Here is a 21,931-nt window from a genome sequence, read left to right on the forward strand (position 1 = left end):
GTCCGGGTTGAGAAGGTTCACGGACGGAGCCGTTCTGAAAGACAAACTAACATCCAACATGTCAGATTGGCTTGTCAAGAACCATGTAACATACTAGTTTTGATTTCGAATGAAGATGGAGGTGCAGGACCCTTGCGACCGATCGAGCCGCCGAAATCGCTGATGGAAGCCACTGCCGAACAGATCCGCGACGCGATCGTGTCCGGCGAGTTGCCGCTTGGATCCAAGCTGTCCGAGCAGCGCCTCGCGGATATTTTCGGCGTCAGCCGTTCGCCGGTCCGGGACGCGCTGGCCTCCCTTCAGACCGAGGGGCTGGTGAATATTTCCGCCAAGCGCGGGTCTTTCGTCTTCACGCCCGATCTGAAGGAAGTGGACGATCTGTGCGAGTATCGCGCCGTTCTTGAAACCGCCGCCCTGCGCATGGCACTTGCCCGCAACCGGGAAGCGCTGGTTTCCGGCCTTTCGAAGAGCATTACGGAGATGCAGGCGGCTTTGGAAAAGCAGGATGTGCGCCGCTATACGCGCGGCGACCTGCAGTTTCACAAGGCGATTATCGAGACGTGCGGAAACCGGTCCATCGCTCAGGCCTATGAACGCACCATCAGCCCGGTCATGGCGCTGCGCACCCATCTGTTCACGATCATGAATGCCACGCTCGACCGGTCGATGGAGGAACACGCGGGTCTGGTGGAGGCCTGCCGATCCGGCGATGCGGATGAGGCGGTGCGGCTGCTCGAAGAACACGTAAGCCATCTGGTCGACGCCTTCCGTACGGCACTTGCCGAGCAGGAGGCGGAGTAGCCAGGCCGGGCCGCTCGCCGATAACTTGAATTGAAATGCATCTGCGGCCGCTCCGGTGCGAGGGGCCAGTTCCGGAGGAAACAGACGTGAGAAAAACGACCGCGGACATCATGGTGGACGCACTTGTCGCCCATGGTGTCGACACTATGTTCGGCATTCCCGGCGCCCATTGCTACGAGCTTTCCGATGCGCTGGCCCGCCGCTCGAACGATATTCGGTTTGTCCATTCCCGTCACGAGCAGGGATCGGGCTACATGGCCTACGGCTATGCCAAGTCAACGGGCAAGCCGGGGGTGTTTTCCGTCGTGCCGGGGCCGGGCGTTCTCAACGCCGGGGCAGCACTTTGTACGGCCTATGGCGGCAACGCGCCGGTGATGTGTCTCACCGGCAATATCATGTCTCACCTGATCGGCCAGGGACGCGGTCAGCTTCACGAGCTTCCCGATCAGCTGGCGACGCTGCGCGGGCTGACGAAATGGGCGGAGCGGATCGACCACCCGTCCGGCGCGGGGGATATCATGACCCGCGCCTTCCGGGAGATGCTCTCCGACCGCCAACGCCCGGTCGCCGTCGAAGTGCCCTGGGATGTCTTTGGGCAGAAGGGGCCTGCGCCGGAAATCGAACCGTCTGCGCCCCACCGCCCGCCGGTCGATCCGGAGAGCATCGAGGCTGCGGCGAAGATGATCGCGGCGGCGAAGAACCCGATGATCATGGTCGGCGGCGGCGCGCTTGATGCGGCCGCCGAGGTCCTCGCGCTTGCGGAAAAGATCCAGGCGCCGGTCGCCTCCCACCGAAGCGGCAGGGGCATTGTCCCCGACGACAATCCGCATGCGATGAACCTCATCGCTGCCTATGACTATTTCAGGGAATGCGACCTGCTGATCGGCATCGGCAGCCGCCTGGAACTGCAGTACATGCGCTGGCAGTGGCGGCCACAGGGGCTGAAGGTGATCCGGCTGGATATCGATCCGACCGAGATGGTGCGCCTCAAGCCGGATCTCGGCATCGTCGCCGATGCAGCTGAAGGCGCTGCCGCGCTGACCGCGGCCCTGACCGGTGCCAAGGCAGAGGATCGGACCGCCGAATTCAAGGCGATCAGCAAGCGGGCTCGCGAAGCGTCCGAGACGATCCAGCCGCAGATGGATTATCTCGATGCGATCCGCCGCGCCCTGCCGCGCGACGGTTTCTTCGTCGAGGAAGTCAGCCAGATGGGCTTCACCGCCCGCTTCGGCTTTCCGGTCTATGCGCCGCGCCAATACGTGACTTGCGGCTACCAGGACAATCTCGGCTTTGGCTACAACACCGCGCTCGGCGTCAAGGTCGCCAATCCGGACAAGCCCGTCGTCTCGGTCTCTGGCGACGGTGGTTTCATGTTCGGCGTGCAGGAACTGGCAACGGCGATACATCACGGCATCGGGGTGGTGGCTGTCGTCTTCAACAACAGCTCCTACGGCAATGTGCGCCGCGACCAGATGAATGTGTTCGATGGACGTCTGCTCGGCGCGGACCTGACCAACCCGGATTTCGTCGCCCTTGCCCGCAGCTTCGGCATGGCGGCGGAAAAGGCCGAAACGCCGGGTGAACTGGAAACGGCGGTCGCAAATGCAATTGCCTCCGGCGGTCCGGCGCTGATCGAGGTTCCCGTGCCGCGCGGCTCGGAAACGTCGCCCTGGCCGTTCCTGCATCCGGCGCCGCACAACTGATATTTCATTAGGGAGGAATTGAAGCGTGACCGAGTTCACCATGACCATCGGCGGAAAGCCGGTGACAACAGCTGAGACATTCGAAGTCATCAATCCGGCGACCGGCGGTGTGGCCGGGCTGTGCCCGTCCGGCGGGGAGGCGGAAGTCAATGCCGCCGTCGCCGCGGCCAAGGCCGCCTATGCAAGCTGGAGCAGGACGCCGGATGAGGTTCGCCGTCAGGCGTGCAGCGACATCGCCCGTGTTCTGGGCGAAAACGCGGAGGAGCTTGCGGTGCTTCTGACGAGCGAGCAGGGCAAGCCGCTCGGCGGCCTCGGCTCGCGGTTCGAGCTGGGCGGTTGTGGCGCCTGGGCCGGCAATACCGCCGCGCTCGATCTGCCGGTCGAAGTGGTCAAGGATGACAACGAGGGCCGGATCGAGGTCCACCGCAAACCGCTGGGTGTGGTCGCATCGATCACGCCGTGGAACTGGCCGCTGATGATCGCCATCTGGCACATCGCGCCGGCGATCCGGGTGGGCAACACGGTGGTGATCAAGCCGTCGCCTTACACCCCTCTTTCCACCCTGCGCATGGTGGAGCTCCTGAACACCGTCCTTCCGGAAGGGGTGCTCAATGTCGTGACCGGACCCGACAGCATCGGACCCGTGCTGACGGGTCATCCGGATGTGGCGAAGGTCACCTTCACCGGGTCGACCGAAACCGGCCGCAAGGTCATGAGCAGTGCCGCAGAAACGCTGAAGCGCCTGACGCTCGAACTCGGCGGCAACGATGCCGGCATCGTGCTGCCGGATGCGGACCCGGCCCGGATTGCGCAAGGGATTTTCTGGGGCGCCTTCATCAACAACGGCCAGACATGTGCTGCGCTCAAGCGCCTCTATGTGCATGACAGCATCTATGACGATGTCTGTTCTGAGCTTGCGAAGTTCGCGCAGTCGGTTCCTGTCGGTGACGGGATGGCCGAGGGCAGCCAGCTGGGTCCTGTCCAGAACGCCATGCAATATGCCAAGGTTGTCGAACTCGTCGAGGATGCGAAGGCGCAAGGTGCGCGCGTTCTGCTCGGTGGCGAAGCCCCGGCCGGCGATGGCTATTTTTACCCGATCACGCTGATTGCGGATGTGACCGACGGTATGCGGATCGTGGACGAAGAGCAGTTCGGTCCGGCACTGCCGATCATCCGCTATGACGACATTGAGGACGTGCTTGCACGGGCCAATGCGTCGAGCATGGGACTGGGCGGGTCTGTCTGGTCGAGCGATCTTCAGAAAGCCCGCGACGTGGCGCTCCGGCTTGAATCCGGTTCCGCCTGGATCAACGCGCACGGGGGGCTCAATCCGAATGCCCCGTTCGGCGGTGTCAAACAATCAGGGATCGGAACGGAATTCGGTGTCGAAGGTCTGAAGGAGTTCACCTGCATCCAGACCCTGCACTGCTGACAAGGCCGGGAACATTCCATCTTTGAGAGACAGGCGGCAGACACTGCCGCCTGTTTCCGTCTGTGCGGACGTCAGTCGATGACCGCGCCTTCTTCTTCCTTGGCCATCTTCATCCGGCCCTTCAGGATCCTGCCGAAGACCATGGGCAGGACGAAGCCGATGACGGCGAGGCTCCAGAGCGCGATAGACAGCGGGCTGTCGATCAGGGTCAGCCAGTTGCCGTTGTCGATGGTGATCGCCCGGCGCATGTTGCTTTCCATGGCATTGCCGAGCAGCGTGCCGAGGATCACCGGAACCAGCGGCACATCCAGCTTGCGCAGCACCCAGCCCATTACGCCAAAGCCGACCATCACCAGAAGATCGAAGGACGAGCCGGAGATGCCGTAGATCCCGACGAAGCTGACCATGGCGACGACGGGCATGAGGATGCGCGGCGGGATCATCAGGACGCGGGTGAACAGGCCGATCATCGGGATGTTCATGGCGAGCAGCATGACGTTCGCGATGAACAGCGCCGCGATCAGTCCCCAGACCACATCCGGCTGCTGGGCAAAGAGCAGCGGGCCGGGGGTGATGTTCAGCGACAACAGGACGGCGAGCAGGACGGCGGTGGTGCCGGAGCCGGGAACGCCGAGCGCGAGCATGGGAACGAGCGCACCGCCGGCGGCCGCGTTGTTGCCGGCTTCGGGGGCCGCGACGCCACGCGGATCGCCGGTGCCGAAGGTGCCTTCCTTGTCGACCAGCCTCTTTTCCATGGAGTAGGAAATGAACGAACCGAGCGACGCGCCCGCACCGGGCAGGACACCGGCCAGGAAGCCGAGCAGGCTGGTGCGCAGCATCGTCGGGGTGCATTGCTTCAAAAGAGAGAAGGACGGGACCAGCCGGCCGATCACGATTTTCTTGCCTTCCGCATCCGCCGATCCGTGCCGGTGTTCCAGGAAGATGAAAACTTCCGACAGGGCGAACAGACCGACGATGGCGACGAGGAAATCGATGCCGTCATAAAGATGAACTTCGCCGAAGGTGAAGCGGGGCACGCCGGTCTGTGTGTCGACACCGACCATGGCAAGCCCGAGGCCGAGGGCGGCGGCAAAGGCGGTCTTGGCCTGGTTGGTCGAGGCCACACCGCCGAGGGTGGCGAAGGCCAGCGTAAACAGGGCGAAATATTCAGCCGGACCGAACAGCAGCGCGATCTTGACGAGCTGCGGCGCCAGCAGGATTAGTCCCCAGGTCGCCAGAAACGCACCGACGAAGGAGGCTATCCCTGAGAGCGACAGGGCTTCGCCGGCCCGTCCTTTCTGCGCCATGGGATAGCCGTCGAGACAGGTCATCATGGCCGGCTCGTCGCCGGGAATGTTCAATAGGATCGAGGAGATCCGGCCGCCATACATGGCGCCGTAATAAACGGACGTCAGCAGGATCAGGGACGGTGTTGCGCCGAGGCCGAGGGTGAAGGCGAGCGGGATCAGGATCGCGACCCCGTTGGACGGCCCGAGCCCGGGCAGGGCGCCCATGATGGTGCCGAGAAAGCAGCCGAGCAGGGCGAGCAGCAGGTTCTGCCACGTCAGGGCAATCACGAAACCGTCTGCAAGAGAGGAAAGGGTATCCATGACGGTGCTCCGTTAAAACCCGAGTGGTCCGCGGGCGAGGGAGAGGCCCAGGACCAGGTGGAAGATGGCGTAGATCCCGAGCGAGGTCAGAGTGCCTGTCACCAGCGAACCGAGCGGCGTCGTACCCAGGCGCCAGGTGAGGTAGCTCGCGGCAATGGCGGTCGCGATGACGAAGCCGATCTCGGGCAGGGCCAGCGCGTAGACGACCATGACGGCAATGGCTGCGGCGATTTCCAAGAACCGGCCGAGCTGCGGCCAGTGCGGTTCCGCATCCGGCTTCACGAAAATGGCAATAGAGGCCAGCGCGAGGACGCCGGCAATGATCAGAGGAAAGGCCTTCGGGCCGACCGCGTCGGACAAAAAGCTTTCTTCGATGATCAGGGCGGACCAGGCGAAGCCGATGGCCAGCAACAGGCCGACGACCCCAAAAATACGGTCGCTCATGACGTTATTTCCTCCCCGGGGGACAGGCTTCGCCTGCCTTTGTTGTTCTGGAACGGAACAGGCCGGGACGCAGGTCATATGCGTTCCGGCCTGCCGCCGATCTTGTCGGACTTACTTGATGATGCCGATGTCGCGGGAGATTTGCTGGATCTGCGCGACCGACTTGGCGACGAAGGCCTGGAAGTCCTCGCCCTGCAGGGAGAGCGGCGCGAGGCCATTGGCAGCCATCACCTGCTTCCATTCGTCGGAGGCATAGAGATCGGAGATCTTCGACACCCAGGTATTGTAGGCTTCATCGGACATGCCACCCGGTGCGTAGAAGCCGCGCCAGTTGGCGCCGATGGCATCGACACCCTGTTCCTTGGCGGTCGGGAACTTGTCGAATTCGCCCGGCAGGCGTTCGGGAGCCAGCACTGCGAGGACCCGGATATCGCCGCTGTCGACAAAGCCCTTGGCTTCGGAAATGTCGCCGGTGAAGGCCTGGACCGAACCGGCAAGAAGCTGGGTGACCGCCTCGCCGCCGCCGTCGAAGGCGATGTATTTCACCGAACGAACGTCCGTGATGCCGTAGGCGTTGGCGGCGATCAGAACCTTCAGGTGATCCCAGCCGCCGACGGCGGAGCCGCCCGCAACGGAGACCGTTGTCGGATCGTTCTTGATCTTGTCGAGCAGTTCCGGAAGCGTCTTGATCGGGCTGTCGGCAGCAACCGCGATCACGCCGTAGTCGGCGCCCACGGAGGCGACCCAGCGGACCTGGTCCATGGTGTTACCCGGATAAGCGCCCTGTGCGAGGCGAGTTGCGGTGGCCGAGGAGGCCGCGACGATGAGATCGTTGTCGTCGTTGCGCTTGTTGACCACTTCGGCAAAGGCGACCCCGCCGCCACCGCCGGCCAGATTGACGACCTGCACGGTCTTGTTCAGTAGACCCAGATCCTGAAGCGATTTACCGACCTGTCGGCAGGTGAAGTCCCAACCTCCGCCGGGGTTGGCCGGTGCGATACATTCGGGGTTTTCAGGGGTGAAGCCCTGTGCCTGCGCACCGAGAGCCGAAAGGCCCAGGAAGGCGGCGGCAAGGGCAAGACGTGTCGCTTTGAACGCCATGAGATTATCTCCTCCAATATGAACCGGGATTGGATTTCCGTCGGTTTGTTCGTCCGCTTTCCCGGAGACCCGGGCTCCCCCGAATTCCTCCGAGCGGCTCCAGGCTGTCTTAGTCCTTGAATCTGTCACTGACCTGTCACACGGTGGCGGTCCGTCCGTTTGACGACGGCAACAAGACAAAAATCCTGGAGGACGCGCGGGTGCGGCTCTTGCTGGTGGAAGACACGCTTGATGTGGCCGAGGCCGTCATCATCCGGCTGGAACGGTCCGGGATCGCCTGCGATCTGGCCCGGACCGTCGAGGAGGCGCGGGGCTATCTCGATGCCCAGTCCTATGACGTTATCGTTCTCGACATCAACCTGCCTGACGGGCTCGGAACGGATCTGCTGCGGGACATGCGCGCCAAAGGCGACCGCACGCCGGTCATGATGCTGACCGCGCAGTTTTCCGTTGACGATCGGGTGTCGACGCTCAACCTCGGTGCCGACGATTACCTGGTCAAACCCTTCGACCAGCGCGAACTGGAGGCGCGGGTGCGCGCACTTTACCGGCGCGAGCAGGGCGACAAGGGTAATGAGATTTCGCTCGGTACGCTCTCGTTCAACCCGACCGCCAAGGTGCTGCGCAAGGACGGTGTGCCCCTCACCTTGACCCGGCGCGAATTCTCGCTACTGGAGCTTCTGATCCGCAACCGTGGTTCGGTGATGAGCAAGGACCGGCTCTATGAGGGACTGTTCTCCTTCAACGACGCAGAGGTCGGTCTCAATGCCATCGAGCTTTATATCGGCAGGCTGAGGAAGAAACTTGCCGGCTCGCAGGTGCATATCGAGACCCTCAGGGGCCTAGGGTACAAGCTCGATGTGGATTCGTAAAATCAGAGAGTCCGCAGCCGCGATGTCGCTGACCGCACGCGTGGCGCTTGCGGTCGGGTCCCTGCTCCTGGTCGGTGGCGTCGTGGTGTCTCTTGCCGCCTTCGCCTATGGCCGGGAAGCGGCGCGGGAGACCTACGATCGTCTGCTGGTCGGCGCGGCGAACGACATAGCTGAATCGATTACGGTCGTCGACGGCGCACCGGTGGTCGACCTGCCCCTGTCCGCCTTCCAGCTCCTGGCCCTTGCTCCCGATGACCGGATTGCCTACCGGGTCGTCGGCGTGAACGGCGAGACGCTGACCGGATATGACGACCTTGCAATTCCCGACAAGCGCGGTCGGGCCGACACGTCCTTCTTCAATGCCGCGTTTTTCGGTGAGCCGGCGCGTTATGCGGTCGTCACGCGCCGCTTTGCAGAACGCAGCCTCAACGGCACGGTTCATGTGATCGTCGGCCAGACCCTGCTTGCCCGTAACGCGCTGGCGCTGGACATCACGCAGAATGTCCTGTTCGGGCTGATCATTTCCGGAACCCTGCTTCTGCTGCTTGCCGTTCTCGTGGTCCGTTCGGCCCTGAAACCGCTGGCGCGCATCGGCGAGGCGTTCGCGAAGCGGGATCCGCATGACCTGACGCCGATGGACACGCAGGTGCCGCGGGAGGCCGCCGTGATGATCCAGGCCCTGAACGGTTTCATGGCGCGGCTGGACCGGCAGTTTTCCTCCATGCAGAACCTGATCTCCGACACGGCCCACCAATTGCGCACACCTGTAGCGGCTTTGCGGGCGCAGGCGGATCTGGCGGCGGAGGAGGCCGATGACGATCGTCGTCGGGCTATCGTGGAACGAATCCATCGCCGCTCGGTCAGCCTCGGAGAGCTTCTCGACCAGATGCTCAGCCGTGCCCTGGTGCTGCACAGAACCGACAGCGCCCGGCGGGAGGTGGTCGACCTGAGGGACGTCGCGCTGGAAGTGCTTGAAAGCGGTGATCTGCAGCTGCTGGCGCCTGAAACGGATATCCAGTTGGAGATCGGCGAACTGCCGGTTCCGGTTCTGGCTGACAGCCCCTCCCTGTGCGAAGCGGCGAAGAATCTGCTCACCAACGCGGTCCGCTATGGCGTGAGCCCGGTGCGTCTCGGCGCCTCCCGCGACGGGGAGACGGCGTCGCTCTGGGTCGAGGATCAGGGGGAGGGGCCTGCCGAGGCGGTCCGCAATTCGCTGGGCGAGCGGTTCGTCCGTTCCGCCGCGTCGGATGGAAAAAGTGCTGGTCTCGGTCTGTCGATCGCCAAGTCGGTCGCCGAAGCCTTCAACGGCCGTCTCGAGTTCGAGAGGGCGCAACCATCGGGCTTCCGGGTCGTTTTGGTGTTTCCGGTGGTCGAGGAAATGTCATGACGAGTGTCCGGATCTGCCTGTTGTTTGTGGCGGTCTTCCTGCAGACCGTTACCCTCGATGCCCAGGAGATGACCCATCTGTTCGGATCGGAAGACGCGCCGCGACGCCTCGTCATCCGCTCAACGACTGACACGGATGTCTTCGCCGGCGTAGTCGAGGCATTCCTGGCGGAGCGGCCGGGTGTTTCGGTCCTCTATGAGCAATGGGGATCGAACGATCTTTACGAACTCACGTTGAAGGATTGCCGCTCGGGCCGGACCGGGGCAGACGTGGTGATCAGTTCCGGCGTCCATCAGATGGTCAAGCTCGTCAACGACGCCTGTGCCGCGAAGTACCAGTCGCCCCTGACCCGCGCCTTGCCGCAGGCCTTGCGCTGGCGTGACGAATTGTGGGGCATCACGCGGGAGCCCGCGGTGATCGTCTATAACCGGGCCGGTGTACCGCCGGTGGATGTGCCGCGGACGCGCTTCGATCTTCTGGATCTGCTGCGGCCAGCAGACACGCCTTATGCTGGAAAGGTCGCGACCTACGATATTGAAGCCTCCGGCCTCGGATATCTCTTCGCCTTCGTGGATTCCCAGGAAGCGACCACCTTTGGTGCCTTGCTGGAATCGTTCGGCCGGACCGGTGCGGATGCGACCTGCTGTTCGGCGGAAATCATCGAGGGGGTGGCGACGGGCAAATACCTGCTCGCCTATAATGTGCTTGGATCCTACGCGGAGGGTCTCGCCCGGGCGGATGACCGGATCGGCATTGTCCTGCCGCAGGACTATACGCTTGTCCTCTCCCGGACGCTGATGATCCCGAAACAGGCCGGCAACATGGCAGATGCGCGCGCGTTTCTGGATTTCCTCCTGTCGCAACAGGGCCGGACGGAACTGCGTCAGGCCCTACTGATCGCGCCGGGTCTCGACGGGGATTCCGCCGATGCCGGTGAAGGGATCAGCGAAACGGCGCTGCGGCCGATCGGCCTGTCACCCTCTCTTCTGGTCGCCCTGGACCGGCAGAAACGAGACCAGTTCATCCGCCTCTGGCGGGGTGCATTTCCGGGTCCGTAGTTTTTCGAGCGCGCGCCTCAGCTCTCGGTGAGATCGAGTTGGACGAGCAAGGCCCCGGCCTCGACCGTGGTGCCCGGCACTGCTCCAACCGTGGAGACCGTTCCCGCCGCGGCGGCCCTGAGATCCATCAGCAGCTTCATGGATTCCATCACCACCAGGGTGTCGCCTTCCGCAACCGTGTCGCCGGGCCGGACATTGACAGTGACCAGCAGCCCCGGGATCGGGGCCGTGATGCGGTCCGGCGCGGCTGCGGTACCGTTGTGGCGGGTGGGGTTGAAGTCGCCGAGGGGAACAATGCGATGTTTAGCGTCAAAGCCGGGGCCCCAGACATAAGTGGTGCCGTCGCGGTGGATCGCCCCGACCGTCTCGTTGACGCCGTTGCGGGTCAGGCGAAGGGTGACCGGGTCCCGCCATTCTGCCGAGACGGTCTCGGTCGTGCCGTTGCAGATGATCGTGTATTCGCCGGATTGCCCGGCGATTTCCACGCGGTGCTCGGGATTGTTTGCGTCGATGTAAGTGGTTCGGGCCGGGTGGCCTGCACCTGAGAGCAAGCGAAAGCCGGCAAGGCTCTGCCAGGGGGACGTGGCCGGCCGCTCCCGCAGATGGCAGGCAAGTGCCGCATAGGAAAGGCTGTCTGTCGTCTCTTGCAGTGACCAGCCTTTCGGCCATTCCTGCGTGAGAAAATTCGTGGTCGCGCTGCCGGATGCAAACCGCTCGCTCCGGATCGCATCGCGCAGGAACAGGCGGTTCGTCGTTAGGCCGGCAATCTCAAGCCGGTCCAGGCCGGAAGCCAGCTTCCGGCAGGCGGCTTCCCGGTCCGGCCCATGGGCGATCAGCTTGGCGATCATGGAATCGTAAGATGAGCCGATTTTTGAGCCCGACTGAATGCCGGTGTCGCACCTCAGGCTGGGATCGACCCGCCAATGCAGGACCTCGCCGGTCTCGGGCCTGAAGCCGTCGGCGGCATCTTCCGCCGTCAGGCGTGCCTCGATGGCATGGCCGGTGCAGGTGATCTCATCCTGCGAAAGAGGCAGCTTCTCGCCCGCCGCACTACGGAACTGCATTTTCACCAGGTCGATGCCGGTGATTTCCTCCGTCACCGTGTGTTCGACCTGAAGGCGGGTGTTCATTTCTAGGAAATAGAACTCCCCGGTTTCGGCGTTCATGACGAATTCGACGGTGCCGGCGCTATCGTAACCGATCGCCTTGCCGAGACTGATGGCTGAGCGGAACAGGCGGGCCCGGGTCTCCTCATCGAGATTGGGCGCGGGGGCCTCTTCCAAGAGTTTCTGATGATTGCGCTGGACCGAGCAGTCGCGCTCGAAAAGGTGGATCAGGTTGCCGTGCTTGTCGCCCAGCAACTGGACCTCGATGTGGCGCGGGTTGAGGATCAGCTTTTCGATCAGCAGGCGGCCGTCTCCGAAAGATCTCTCGGCCTCGGTGCGCGCTGAGCTTATCGCACCGGCAAGGTCGATCGGGTCGAAGACGGCGCGCATGCCCTTGCCGCCGCCGCCCGCGCTGGCCTTGACCATGATGGGGAAGCCGATCTCTCCGGCTGCTGCGATCAGCGCCTCATCGGACTGGTTCGCGCCGGAATAGCCCGGAATGCAGGGCACGCCGGTTCGCTCTGCAATCGCCTTTGCCTCGATCTTGGATCCCATCGAAAGGATCGCTTCCAGGTGCGGACCGACCCAGGCGATGCCGCCTTTCGCGCACCCGCTGACGAGGTCGGGCTGTTCGGACAGAAAGCCGTAGCCGGGATGGATGGCGGTGGCGCCGGTCGACCTTGCCGCGTCTAGGATCCGGTCCGGGCGCAAATAACTGTCGGTCGCCGGGGCCGCGCCGATGTGTACGGCCTGATCGGCCATCTGCACGTGGAGGGCGTCCCGGTCGGCGTCCGAATAGACGGCGATGGTCCGGAGGCCCATCCAGCGCGCGGTCCTGATGATGCGGCAGGCGATTTCGCCGCGGTTTGCAATGAGAACGCTATCGAACATGGCCAGCCTCACATCCTGTAGACCGGGCGCGGGCCGGTGTCCTGTTTCAGGCCCGCGCCGAGCGCAATGCACAGGCCGAGCACGTCGCGGGTCTGGTTCGGCTCGATGATGCCGTCGTCCCAGAGCCGGGCGGTTGCATAGTAAGGGTCGGACTGTTCCTCGAACTGGGCGCGGGTCCTGGCGTCCAGGTCTGCAATGTCCTGTTCCGAGGCAGAGCCCTTGAGGCTGGCGCGGCGCAACTCGGTGACGACGGTCGAGGCTACGTCCGGGCTCATGGTGGCAATGCGGGCGTTGGGCCAGGAGAACAGGAAACGGGGGCGGAAGCCGCGGCCGCACATGCCGTAATTGCCGGCGCCGTAGGAGCCGCCGACTATGACTGTGTATTTCGGTACGCGGGCATTGGCGACCGCATAGACGAGCTTGGCGGAATGCTTGGCGATCCCGCCGCGCTCGGCCTCGGTGCCGACCATGAAGCCCGTGATGTTCTGCAGGAAGATCAGCGGGATCTGGCGCTGGTCGCAGAGTTCGATGAAATGGGCGCCCTTGACCGAGCTTTCGGAGAACAGCGCGCCGTCATTGGCGAGGATCCCGACCGGATAGCCGTGAATGCGGGCAAAACCGGTGATCAGCGTGGAGCCGTAGTCGGGCTTGAATTCCGAGAACTCCGAACCGTCGACCATGGAGCGGATCAGGGCGCGCATGTCCGTTGGCCGCTTGAGATCAACGGGGGCGTGATCCTGGGGCGTGCCGTGGTCGGCCTTGGGCGGGACCGGTTCCGTCGGGGGCGAGCTGACCCGGCGGCCGTCACCCAGATTGGCGACGATCTCGCGCAACTTCTGCAGGGCAGTGATCTCGTCCGGCGCGATATGGTCGCTGACCCCGGAAATGGTCGTCTGCATGTCGGCTCCGCCGAGCGTCTCGCCGTCGACGACTTCGTTGATGGCGGCCTTGACGATGGGAGGGCCGCCCAGATGGATACGGCCGGTGCCGCGCACCATGATCACCTGGTCGCTGAGGGCCGGAATATAGGCCCCGCCCGCGGTGCAGCCGCCGAAGACGACGGATATCTGCGGAATGCCTTCGGCGGACATCTGGCACTGACGCCAGAAGGCGCCGCCGAAATGGTCTCGGTCGGGAAAGACCCGGTCCTGCTCGGGGAGAAACGCCCCGCCGCAGTCGACCAGATAGAGGCAGGGCAGGCGGTGTTCCTGGGCGATCTCCTGGGCGCGGGAGTGCTTGCGCACCGTTTCGGCGAAGAACGAGCCGCCTTTGACCGTCGCGTCATTGGCGATGATCATGCAGGGCTGGCTGTGGATCAAGCCGATCCCGGTGACGATACCGGCGCCGGGTACCTCGCCGCCGTAAAGGCCATGGGCTGCGAGCGGCGACAGTTCCAGGAAGGCGGTTTCCGCATCGAGGATGAGGTCGATCCGGTCGCGCACGAACAGCTTGCCGCGCTCAGTGTGGCGAATGCGGAACTTCCCGCCGCCGCCCTGGGACGCTCTATTCAGCGTTTCCCGCAGCGTTGAAACCAATGCGTCAATATCTGCCATGCGTCTTTCCTCCTCGGAAATCCGGTTTGACATTCTGACTAACGGCCGTTAGAAAATCTGTCAACAGAAACGATGCGGATGGAAACATGCAAAGCCGGGGCGACAGCGAGAATTGGATCCGCCTTGAACGCTCAGGGCCTGTCTGTGTCGTGACGCTGAACGCGCCGAAGCAGCTGAATTCCATCCATGCGGAGATGATGACCGACCTGATCGGCACGCTTGAAAAGATTCAGGCAGATGCCTCCTGCCGAGCCCTCGTGATCACCGCGACTGGCCGGGCCTTCTGCACTGGTGCCCATGTGGGTGAAATGAACGACTTTGAGGACAAGGGGCGTGAGATCGCCCTGCTGCTGGATACAGGATGGAACCGGGTGGTGCGGCTGATCCGGGACATGCCCAAGCCGGTCGTTGCGGCGGTTCAGGGGATTGCCGCCGGCGGTGGGGTCGGGCTGGCGTTGGCAGCGGATATCGTGCTTGCGGCGCGCTCGGTACAGTTCATCCAGGTGTTCGGGCCGAAGCTGGGCGTGGTGCCGGATGTGGGCAGCACGTGGTTCGTCCCTCGGGCGATCGGCAGGGCGCGGGCCATGTCGTTGATGCTGACAGGAAAGCCGCTTGATGCGGAAACCGCTGAGGCCTGGGGACTGATCGCGCACTGCGTCGATGATGATGTCCTGATGGAAGAAGCCATGGCCTTGGCGCGCCAGCTGGCGGAAGGGCCGGTCGCGGCTTTCGCGGAAATCCGGGCGGCCGTCGACCGGGGCCTCGTCTCGGATCTCGGCAGCCAGCTGGATTACGAGCGGGATACGAACGGCCGCCTGTGCGACGGGCGAGATTTTGCCGAAGGCACGTCCGCCTTCTTTGAGAAACGCAGTCCGCGATTTACAGGCCGCGAGCCGTAACCGACGGACAAGCAGTCGGGAGGAAATATGGCAAGTCCGGGATTTGACGCGACCACGTCGAGCAACTTCTTTTTCAGTGAAGAGCATCACCTGCTGCGGGCCCAGGTCCGCCGGTTCGTTGAAGAGGAGATCAAGCCTCACGCGGACGCCTGGGAGAAAGAGGGTTCGACCCCGCGCGACGTGCTGCGCAAGATGGGAGAACTCGGCTTCTTCGGCATCCGCTATCCGGAGGAATATGGCGGCTCGGCCATGGACGAACTGGCGACTGTGGTCCTGGCCGAGGAGCTTGGGCGATGCACCTATGCCGGAGTCGCGATCACCGTGCTTGTCCATACCGACATGGCCTCGGTCCATATCTTCAACGCCGGCAACGACGCGCAGAAGGCGAAATATCTGCCGAAGGTGGTTTCCGGCGAGATCATCACGGCGGTCGGGGTCACCGAGCCGGATGCGGGGTCCGATGTGAAAGGCATCCGCACCACGGCGCGTTGGGATGGCAGCCACTACGTGCTGAACGGCTCCAAGATGTTCATCACCAATGGTGTCCTTGGCGACGTCTATTGCGTGGCGGCCAAGACGGATACCTCCGGTCCCGCGAGCCAGTCGGTGACCATGTTCATTGTCGAGAAGGGAACGCCCGGGTTTTCCGTGTCGCGGTCGCTGGACAAGCATGGCTGGCGCAGTTCGGATACGGCGGAGCTCTCCTTTGCCGACGTGCGTCTGCCGGCCGATGCGGTGCTGGGCCAGGAGGGCCGCGGTTTCTACGAGATCATGAAGAATTTCCAGAACGAGCGACTGGTTCTTGGCGCCATGTCCATGGGCGAGGCCCAGGCGGCGCTCGAGTTGACGGTCGATTACGTGCGGGAGCGCAAGGCCTTCGGCGCGCCGCTCTGGGACAAGCAGGTGATCCGGCAGAAGCTTGCGGAACTGACGACGAAGGTCGAGATGGGCCGGCAGATGATTTACGCGACCGCAGCGCGGGCGGCGGCTGGTGAACAGCTCGTGCGTGAGGTATCGATGATCAAGGCCTATTGCGGCGAACTGGTGAACGAGGTGATGTACGCCTGTGTCCAGTTCCACGGCGGGATGGGATTCATGAGTGAAAGCCCGATCGAACGCATGTCGCGCGATGCGCGGGTGCAGGCGATCGGCGGTGGTGCGACGGAAGTCATGCTGGAAGAAGTCGCCAAACGGATGTGAGGAATATGCGGTACTGGTCGTTCAGGGATGGTTTCGGTCTGGAAAATCTGGTGGTTTGCGAGGGCGAGACACCGCAGCCGGGTCCGGACGAGGTTCTGCTGGAACTGAGTATGGCTTCCCTGAATTACCGTGATCTCGTGGTCATGCGCGGGCAACACGGCAAGGCCGTGACAACGCCGCTCATTCCGTTGTCGGACGGCGTCGGCAAGGTCATCGAAACCGGCTCCGCGGTCGAGGATTTCTCCGTTGGTGATCGCGTCTCGCCTGCCTTCTTCCAGCATTGGGACGGCGGGGCGCCGCCTTCGAACCTGGAACGCGGACGGCTTGGTGGGCCGTTGGATGGTGTGCTCACGTCCCATGCGGTTTTTCCGGCAAGGACGCTTGTACGCGTACCCGAATACTTGAGCGATGCGGAAGCGGCGACCTTGCCATGTGCCGGTGTCACCGCCTGGAGTGCGCTCAGCGAACCCGCGCCTTTGCGTCCCGGGGAAACGGTTCTGGTCCTTGGAACGGGCGGTGTTGCTCTCTTGGCAATCTCACTCGCCAAGGCCTCCGGTGCGCGGGTGATCGTGACCACCTCTTCGGCGGAACGGGCCGCTCAGGTCCAAAAGCTTGGTGCGGATCTGGTGATCAATCGGAACGCGGTTCCCAACTGGTCGAAAACGGTGCGGGAGTTTACCGGTGGCGCCGGTTGCGACCGCGTCGTGGAACTCGGCGGAGCGGCCACGCTCATGGAGTCGGTCAAGGCGTCGAAAATCGGCGGGACCATCATTCTGGTCGGCAACGTGACCGGGAATAACGCAGAACTCTTTCTGCCGCTGGTGCTGACACGCCGGCTGACACTGCAATCGGTTTCAGTCGGGTCTCGCCAGGCCCTGGTGGCGCTGAATCGAGCCATGGATCATCATCAGATCAGGCCGGTCGTGGATACGGTTTTCCCCTTTGACAAGGCGCCGGATGCCTTTCGCGCGCTCGAAAGCGGTGGCGGCTTCGGCAACGTCTGCATTTCCTGTGTTCAGGAAACCGACCATTGAACAAAACCAACGCTGCTCAAAAGACAGACCAAAAACCCAAGGCCGCCGTCTCCCGCCAGGAGATCCTCCTGGTCGCCGCACGGATGATGCGGGAGCGCGGCTATGCGGAGACGTCCTTGAGGGATTTGGCGGCAGAGGTGGGGATGAAGGCAGGAAGCCTCTATTATCATTTCGCCTCGAAGGAAGTTCTGGCGACAGAGGTGATGCGGCTCGGGGTCGAGATCGTGTCGGATGCGGTCACCGACGGCCTGAAACGGGCGGGTGACCTGTCGCCGAGGGAACAATTGGTCAACGCGCTGCAAATCCACCTTGAAACCCTGCTGTCCGCCAGCGACTTCTCCTCCGCCCATATCCGTTGCTATCCCTTCGTGCCCGATACGGTTCAAGCCGAACTGAAGGGCGCGCGCCGGGATTACGACAGGGTTTGGAACGGCATCATTCGCGCCTATCTGGGCGAGGAGGCGGAGGACCGGCAGGTGCGGTATCTGCGCTATGCACTGGTGGGCGCGCTGAACTGGTCCCTGGAATGGTTCGATCCGAAGCGGGACAGCGTTTCCGACTACATCGTTTCCGTCGCCCGCCTGCTTCCTGATATCGACCCTTCGTGAGGCTGTTGTCCGGTCAGAGTAAATATTCCTCATCTTGAGTGATATTTGTGCATATAAAGTATATTTATTGAGCATTCCACCTTCGTGGAAGCAAGTTCGACGTACTTGAAACAATAAATAGTGCGTCTCAAAACAACGAATTCTGACAAAGGTTCTCCTACGCTCGATCCTGTTTGAAGCGGCATGCAGCAATTCAGGATCAACTATACGGAGCGTGAGATGACCAAACCCAATTTCATGAAGTCCCGAACTTTACTCAGCGTTTGTGCGGGCGTCGGACTGGCCGTCCAGATCGTGACCGGTGCGATGGTCGCATCCACGGTCCTTTCCACCGGAACCGCCCAGGCCGCACCGGCCGGCTGCGCGGACCTGCAGGCGAAATATCCGGATCTCAAGGGCAAGACCCTGGTCAACGCGGTGAACCCGCATACGCCGGGCTACGAGGCGCTCGACCCGAATGACCCGACCAAATATGTCGGCTTCGATATCGACCTGGGTGAAGCAATCGGCGAATGCCTCGGCTTCAGCCTGACCTACAAGTCGGTGACCTTCGCGGCCCTGTTGACCACCCTCCAGGCAGGTCAGGCCGACATCGTGATTTCCGACATCTACGCCACGGTCGAGCGCGCCAAGGCCGCCGACTTCATCACCTATCTCAAGGTGTTCGACGGCGTGCTCGTTGCCAAGGGCAACCCGAAGGGGATCACGGGGATCAACCTGACCATGTGCGGTGCGGTTGCGGCTGAAAACACCGGTTACGTGGAAGTGCCGCTGATCCAGGCTCTGGAAGCGGAATGCAAGGCCGCGGGCAAGCCGGCGCCTGAAATCCAGCTTTACGATAACAACGCCAACTGCATCCAGGCAATCCTTTCAGGTCGTGCTGATACTTACGTCAACGACGTGAACACCGTCGATGGCGCGGTCAAGGCCTATCCGGACCAGCTTGCCAAGGCCACCGCGGTCACCCTGCCGTATTCGGTCGGCATCGCCGTTCCCCGAAACAACGTCGAGTTCCGCGACGCGATCATGGCGGCCCTGACCCTGATCCAGGAGTCCGGCATGCAGGTGGAAATGATGAAGAAGTGGAACCTGCCGGAAGACCAGATCGAAGCACCGAAGCTCGTCCTGGCCGAGTAAACCGAAGCGGCGGTCCGGTCGCATTAGACCGGGCCGCCTCCCTCGTTCTGCGATACAGCGAAGGCTCCGATGGATCTCTTCCTCCACTATCTGACCCAGCCCTATCTGGTTACCGGGATCGTCTACACGCTTCTCATCACCGGCCTGGGCCTTGCCGGTGCCAGTGTCATGGGGATCGTGCTGGCGGGCATGCAGCTCAGCCGGTTTCGCGCCCTGGCGATCACCGCGCGCATCTACGCAATCATCTTCCGCGGCACGCCGCTCATCCTGCAGATGATCTTCTGCTATAACGCCTTGCCGATGATCGGCATCAAGCTGACGGCGGTCGAGGCGGCCAGCCTGGCGCTGGCGCTGAACGAAGCGCCCTTCATCGCCGAAATCATCCGCGCCAACATCATCAGCGTCGACCGCGGCCAGATCAGCGCCGGTCAGGCGCTCGGCATGACGCCGCTCGTTACCATGATCCGCATCGTCGTGCCCCAGGCATTCCGGTCCATGGTTCCCGCCCTTGGCAACGAGGCCGTGAGCGCGCTCAAGAACTCGTCGCTCGCCTCCGTCGTGTCGGTCCAGGAACTGACCCTTCGCAGCACCCAGCTCGCGTCGGCCAACTTCGACTTCTTTTCCATCTTCTTCGCTTCCGGCCTGATGTATCTGGTCCTCACCGGCGGTATCGCGGCGATCCAGATCGTTGTCGAGATCATGCTGGATCTCGATCATCCGAACCCCAAGGCGCGGTTTGCCCGGCTCCTGCCCTGGTACCGGGAGCCCACTGTCGCCGAAGCAGAAACCGAACCGGCTGTCGAGGAGGTGGTGTCCACGCCGCTGCCGGCGCCGTCTGCCAAGGCGAGCCATCCGGTTGACCGCCACAAGCGCGCCCAGGCGATTGCCGGAAGCAGACCGGCGATCGAGATCGGCGCCTTGAACAAGAGCTACGAGGGCAAGACCGTCCTGGCCGGACTCGACCTGACCGTCCGTCTCGGCGAGGTGGTTGCGCTTCTGGGGCCGAGCGGCTCCGGCAAGAGCACCCTGCTGCGCTGCATCAACCACCTGGAATCCTGGGACAGCGGCACGATCAGGGTCACCGGCCGTCAGCTCGGCGTCGACACCGACGGAAAACGTTTGTCGCCACGGGCGATCGCCGATGCGCGGACCGCCGTCGGGGTCGGTATGGTGTTTCAGAACTTCAATCTCTTCGCCCATCTGACCGCACGGGAAAACATCGCCGGTCCGCTGCGCTGGGTGCAGCACCTGTCGAAGTTCGATGCCGACCGGCGGGCGATGGAATTGCTGGACCGTGTGGGCCTGAGCCACCGGGCCGATGCCCTGCCGCGGCACATGTCGGGTGGGCAGCAGCAGCGCGTCGCGATCGCCCGGGCTCTGGCGCCCAATCCGGCGGTCCTGCTGCTCGATGAACCCACCTCCGCGCTCGATCCGGAACTGGTTGCCGAGGTGCTGGAAGTGATCCGCCGGTTGGCCGTGGAAGACGGCCTGACCATGGTGATCTCCACCCACCAGATCAGCTTTGCCCGGGAAGTGGCCGACCGTGCCGTCTTCCTCGCTGACGGGGCCGTCGTGGAGGAGGGACCCGCGGAGGAAGTGCTGACGAGACCGAAGAACCCGCGCACCGCGCAGTTCCTGCAAATCATATCCGAAGATGCCGCCCTGACGGCCTGAGCCGCTGCCGCGTCCTCCGGAATATCCGCCCTTGCCCGGGATCGGGCCAAAAGACTTCGCCGGCAGCGTCGGCGGTCCAGGTAACCTATTGGAGAAGAAGATGAAACATCACACTCTGCCCGTCTCCCCCAAGACCGTGCACTGGGGCTATTTCAGCAAGAAGGTCGAACCGTCGCTGGTGGTCAAGTCGGGCGACCGGGCAACGATCGAGACCCTGACCCATCATGCAAACGACGACTACGAGCGCATGATCAAGGGCGATCCGGCGGCAGAAGCGATCTATCACTGGACGAAGGAAGAAAAGACCATCGCGCGGCGTGGCTCCGGTCCGACCGAGGGGCCTTTCGAGCGCGGTTCCGGTGAGGGCATCGGCGTTCACCTGATGACCGGCCCGGTGGCCGTCGAGGGGGCAGAGCCCGGCGATGTGCTGGAGGTCCGGATCCTCGATGTCCGTCCGCGTCCGAGCGGCAACGCCTGTTACTGCGGTCGTTGCTTCGGCTCCAACGCGGCCGCCAACTGGGGTTTCCAGTATCACGACCTGATCGAGGAGCCGAAGCCGCGTGAAGTGGTTACGATCTTCGAACTCGATACGACTGGCGAACCCTTCGCCAAGGCTGTCTACAACTATGTCTGGACGCCGCAGACGGATCCGGACGGCATTGTTCACCCGACCATCGATTATCCCGGCGTTCGCGTGGATCATTCGCTGATCAAGAAGCGGGAAAACATCCTGGCCAATGTGCGCGTTCCGGCGCGGCTGCATTTCGGCACCATGGGCCTTGCCCCGTCGGAAGAAGACTTCGTCAGCTCCATTCCGCCGTCCTATACCGGCGGCAACATCGACGACTGGCGCATCGGCAAGGGCGCGCGCATGTATTACCCGGTTGCTGTCGATGGCGCCTATTTCTCGGTCGGCGATCCCCATGCCGCCCAGGGCGACAGCGAACTCGGCGGCACGGCCATCGAAACCTCGCTCACCGGCGATTTCGAATTCATCCTGCACAAGAAGAACGATCTCGGCGGAACAGTGCTGGAAGGACTGGAGCATCCGATGCTGGAGACGGACGACCAGTGGTCTGTCTACGGCTTCACCTTCTCCAACTACCTGGCGGAACTCGGCGCGAATGCGCAGATCGAGGTGGCGCAGCACTCCAGCGTCGACCGGGCCATGCGGGATGCGTTCCGCAAGCTCCGGCGGTTCCTGATGACGGTTCACAATCTGAGCGAGGATGAGGCGATTGCGCTGATGTCGGTTGCCGCCGATTTCGGCGTCACCCAGGTGGTCGACGCCAACTGGGGTGTGCACGGGTCCATCCGCAAGAACGTGTTTCGATGCGACTGAATAACAGCACTGGCATTCTTTTCTTCGCAGGTGCAATATGAGCCTGAGGGTCATGCCGCGCCGCACATATGTGCGGCCG

18 protein-coding genes are annotated in these 21,931 nt (G+C 63.1%); 13 read left to right on the forward strand and 5 right to left on the reverse strand.

Translation table 11 applies throughout. The features are described 5' to 3' along the window. Positions 1-132 precede the first annotated feature (132 nt). The 3 genes from ABIN98_RS04240 to ABIN98_RS04250 are packed head-to-tail and all read left to right on the forward strand — an operon-like array spanning position 133 to position 3,936. Complete coding sequence (locus ABIN98_RS04240; protein WP_346907693.1) at positions 133-801, forward strand: GntR family transcriptional regulator; 669 nt, start codon at positions 133-135, stop codon at positions 799-801. Between the two features lie 35 nt (positions 802-836). Beyond that, positions 837-2,504, forward strand: a complete 1,668-nt coding sequence (locus ABIN98_RS04245; RefSeq protein ID WP_394701423.1) for a thiamine pyrophosphate-dependent enzyme — start codon at positions 837-839, stop codon at positions 2,502-2,504. A gap of 40 nt (positions 2,505-2,544) precedes the next feature. Then, positions 2,545-3,936, forward strand: coding sequence for an aldehyde dehydrogenase family protein (locus ABIN98_RS04250; protein WP_394701429.1), 1,392 nt, complete (start codon positions 2,545-2,547; stop codon positions 3,934-3,936). A gap of 71 nt (positions 3,937-4,007) precedes the next feature. Here ABIN98_RS04250 and ABIN98_RS04255 read toward each other — a convergent pair whose 3' ends face one another. The 3 genes from ABIN98_RS04255 to ABIN98_RS04265 form a co-directional block, all read right to left on the reverse strand. After that, positions 4,008-5,546 carry a tripartite tricarboxylate transporter permease gene (locus ABIN98_RS04255; RefSeq protein WP_346907699.1) on the reverse strand — a complete coding sequence of 513 codons (1,539 nt, stop codon included), beginning with the start codon at positions 5,544-5,546 and terminating at the stop codon, positions 4,008-4,010. 12 nt (positions 5,547-5,558) lie between these two features. Then, positions 5,559-5,990: a tripartite tricarboxylate transporter TctB family protein gene (locus tag ABIN98_RS04260; RefSeq protein WP_346907700.1), complete on the reverse strand. Its 432-nt coding sequence runs from the start codon at positions 5,988-5,990 to the stop codon at positions 5,559-5,561. A 111-nt stretch (positions 5,991-6,101) separates the two neighbouring features. After that, entirely contained in the window at positions 6,102-7,091 is a 990-nt protein-coding gene (locus ABIN98_RS04265) for a tripartite tricarboxylate transporter substrate-binding protein (protein ID WP_346907701.1), read from the reverse strand. A gap of 116 nt (positions 7,092-7,207) precedes the next feature. Between ABIN98_RS04265 and ABIN98_RS04270 the strand changes: the two genes are divergently transcribed. From ABIN98_RS04270 to ABIN98_RS04280, 3 genes are read left to right on the forward strand one after another with little or no spacing between them, the layout of a single operon-like run. Next, positions 7,208-7,963: a response regulator transcription factor gene (locus ABIN98_RS04270; protein ID WP_346907703.1), complete on the forward strand. Its 756-nt coding sequence runs from the start codon at positions 7,208-7,210 to the stop codon at positions 7,961-7,963. 22 nt (positions 7,964-7,985) lie between these two features. Further along, the gene (locus tag ABIN98_RS04275) at positions 7,986-9,350 is read left to right on the forward strand and encodes a sensor histidine kinase (RefSeq protein WP_346907704.1); all 1,365 of its coding nucleotides are present in this window, start codon (positions 7,986-7,988) and stop codon (positions 9,348-9,350) included. Further along, the gene (locus ABIN98_RS04280; protein WP_346907705.1) at positions 9,347-10,408 is read left to right on the forward strand and encodes an ABC transporter substrate-binding protein; all 1,062 of its coding nucleotides are present in this window, start codon (positions 9,347-9,349) and stop codon (positions 10,406-10,408) included. The genes ABIN98_RS04275 and ABIN98_RS04280 overlap by 4 nt, the downstream gene beginning before the upstream one ends. Before the next feature lie 17 nt (positions 10,409-10,425). Here ABIN98_RS04280 and ABIN98_RS04285 read toward each other — a convergent pair whose 3' ends face one another. Both ABIN98_RS04285 and ABIN98_RS04290 read right to left on the reverse strand, forming a co-directional pair. Beyond that, on the reverse strand, positions 10,426-12,405 hold the full coding sequence (locus tag ABIN98_RS04285; RefSeq protein WP_346907707.1) for a biotin carboxylase N-terminal domain-containing protein: 1,980 nt from the start codon (positions 12,403-12,405) through the stop codon (positions 10,426-10,428). An 8-nt stretch (positions 12,406-12,413) separates the two neighbouring features. Next, on the reverse strand, positions 12,414-13,991 hold the full coding sequence (locus ABIN98_RS04290; RefSeq protein WP_394701424.1) for an acyl-CoA carboxylase subunit beta: 1,578 nt from the start codon (positions 13,989-13,991) through the stop codon (positions 12,414-12,416). Between the two features lie 53 nt (positions 13,992-14,044). Here ABIN98_RS04290 and ABIN98_RS04295 point away from each other — a divergent pair, with 53 nt between their 5' ends. The 7 genes from ABIN98_RS04295 (at position 14,045) to ABIN98_RS04325 (ending at position 21,852) form a co-directional block, all read left to right on the forward strand. Further along, the gene (locus ABIN98_RS04295) at positions 14,045-14,857 is read left to right on the forward strand and encodes an enoyl-CoA hydratase-related protein (RefSeq protein ID WP_346907710.1); all 813 of its coding nucleotides are present in this window, start codon (positions 14,045-14,047) and stop codon (positions 14,855-14,857) included. 27 nt (positions 14,858-14,884) lie between these two features. Continuing rightward, the gene (locus ABIN98_RS04300) at positions 14,885-16,057 is read left to right on the forward strand and encodes an acyl-CoA dehydrogenase family protein (RefSeq protein WP_346907712.1); all 1,173 of its coding nucleotides are present in this window, start codon (positions 14,885-14,887) and stop codon (positions 16,055-16,057) included. Between the two features lie 5 nt (positions 16,058-16,062). After that, on the forward strand, positions 16,063-17,091 hold the full coding sequence (locus ABIN98_RS04305) for an NAD(P)-dependent alcohol dehydrogenase (protein WP_346907714.1): 1,029 nt from the start codon (positions 16,063-16,065) through the stop codon (positions 17,089-17,091). Next, complete coding sequence (locus ABIN98_RS04310; protein ID WP_346907716.1) at positions 17,088-17,699, forward strand: TetR/AcrR family transcriptional regulator; 612 nt, start codon at positions 17,088-17,090, stop codon at positions 17,697-17,699. Before ABIN98_RS04305 ends, ABIN98_RS04310 begins: the two co-directional genes overlap by 4 nt. A gap of 306 nt (positions 17,700-18,005) precedes the next feature. Beyond that, positions 18,006-18,836 carry an ABC transporter substrate-binding protein gene (locus ABIN98_RS04315; protein WP_346907775.1) on the forward strand — a complete coding sequence of 277 codons (831 nt, stop codon included), beginning with the start codon at positions 18,006-18,008 and terminating at the stop codon, positions 18,834-18,836. 69 nt (positions 18,837-18,905) lie between these two features. Continuing rightward, positions 18,906-20,510: an amino acid ABC transporter permease/ATP-binding protein gene (locus ABIN98_RS04320; RefSeq protein ID WP_346907718.1), complete on the forward strand. Its 1,605-nt coding sequence runs from the start codon at positions 18,906-18,908 to the stop codon at positions 20,508-20,510. 100 nt (positions 20,511-20,610) lie between these two features. Continuing rightward, entirely contained in the window at positions 20,611-21,852 is a 1,242-nt protein-coding gene (locus ABIN98_RS04325) for an acetamidase/formamidase family protein (RefSeq protein ID WP_346907720.1), read from the forward strand. Positions 21,853-21,931 lie beyond the last annotated feature (79 nt).

Origin of the sequence: uncultured Roseibium sp. (genome assembly GCF_963675095.2) — a bacterium.
Lineage (GTDB): Bacteria > Pseudomonadota > Alphaproteobacteria > Rhizobiales > Stappiaceae > Roseibium.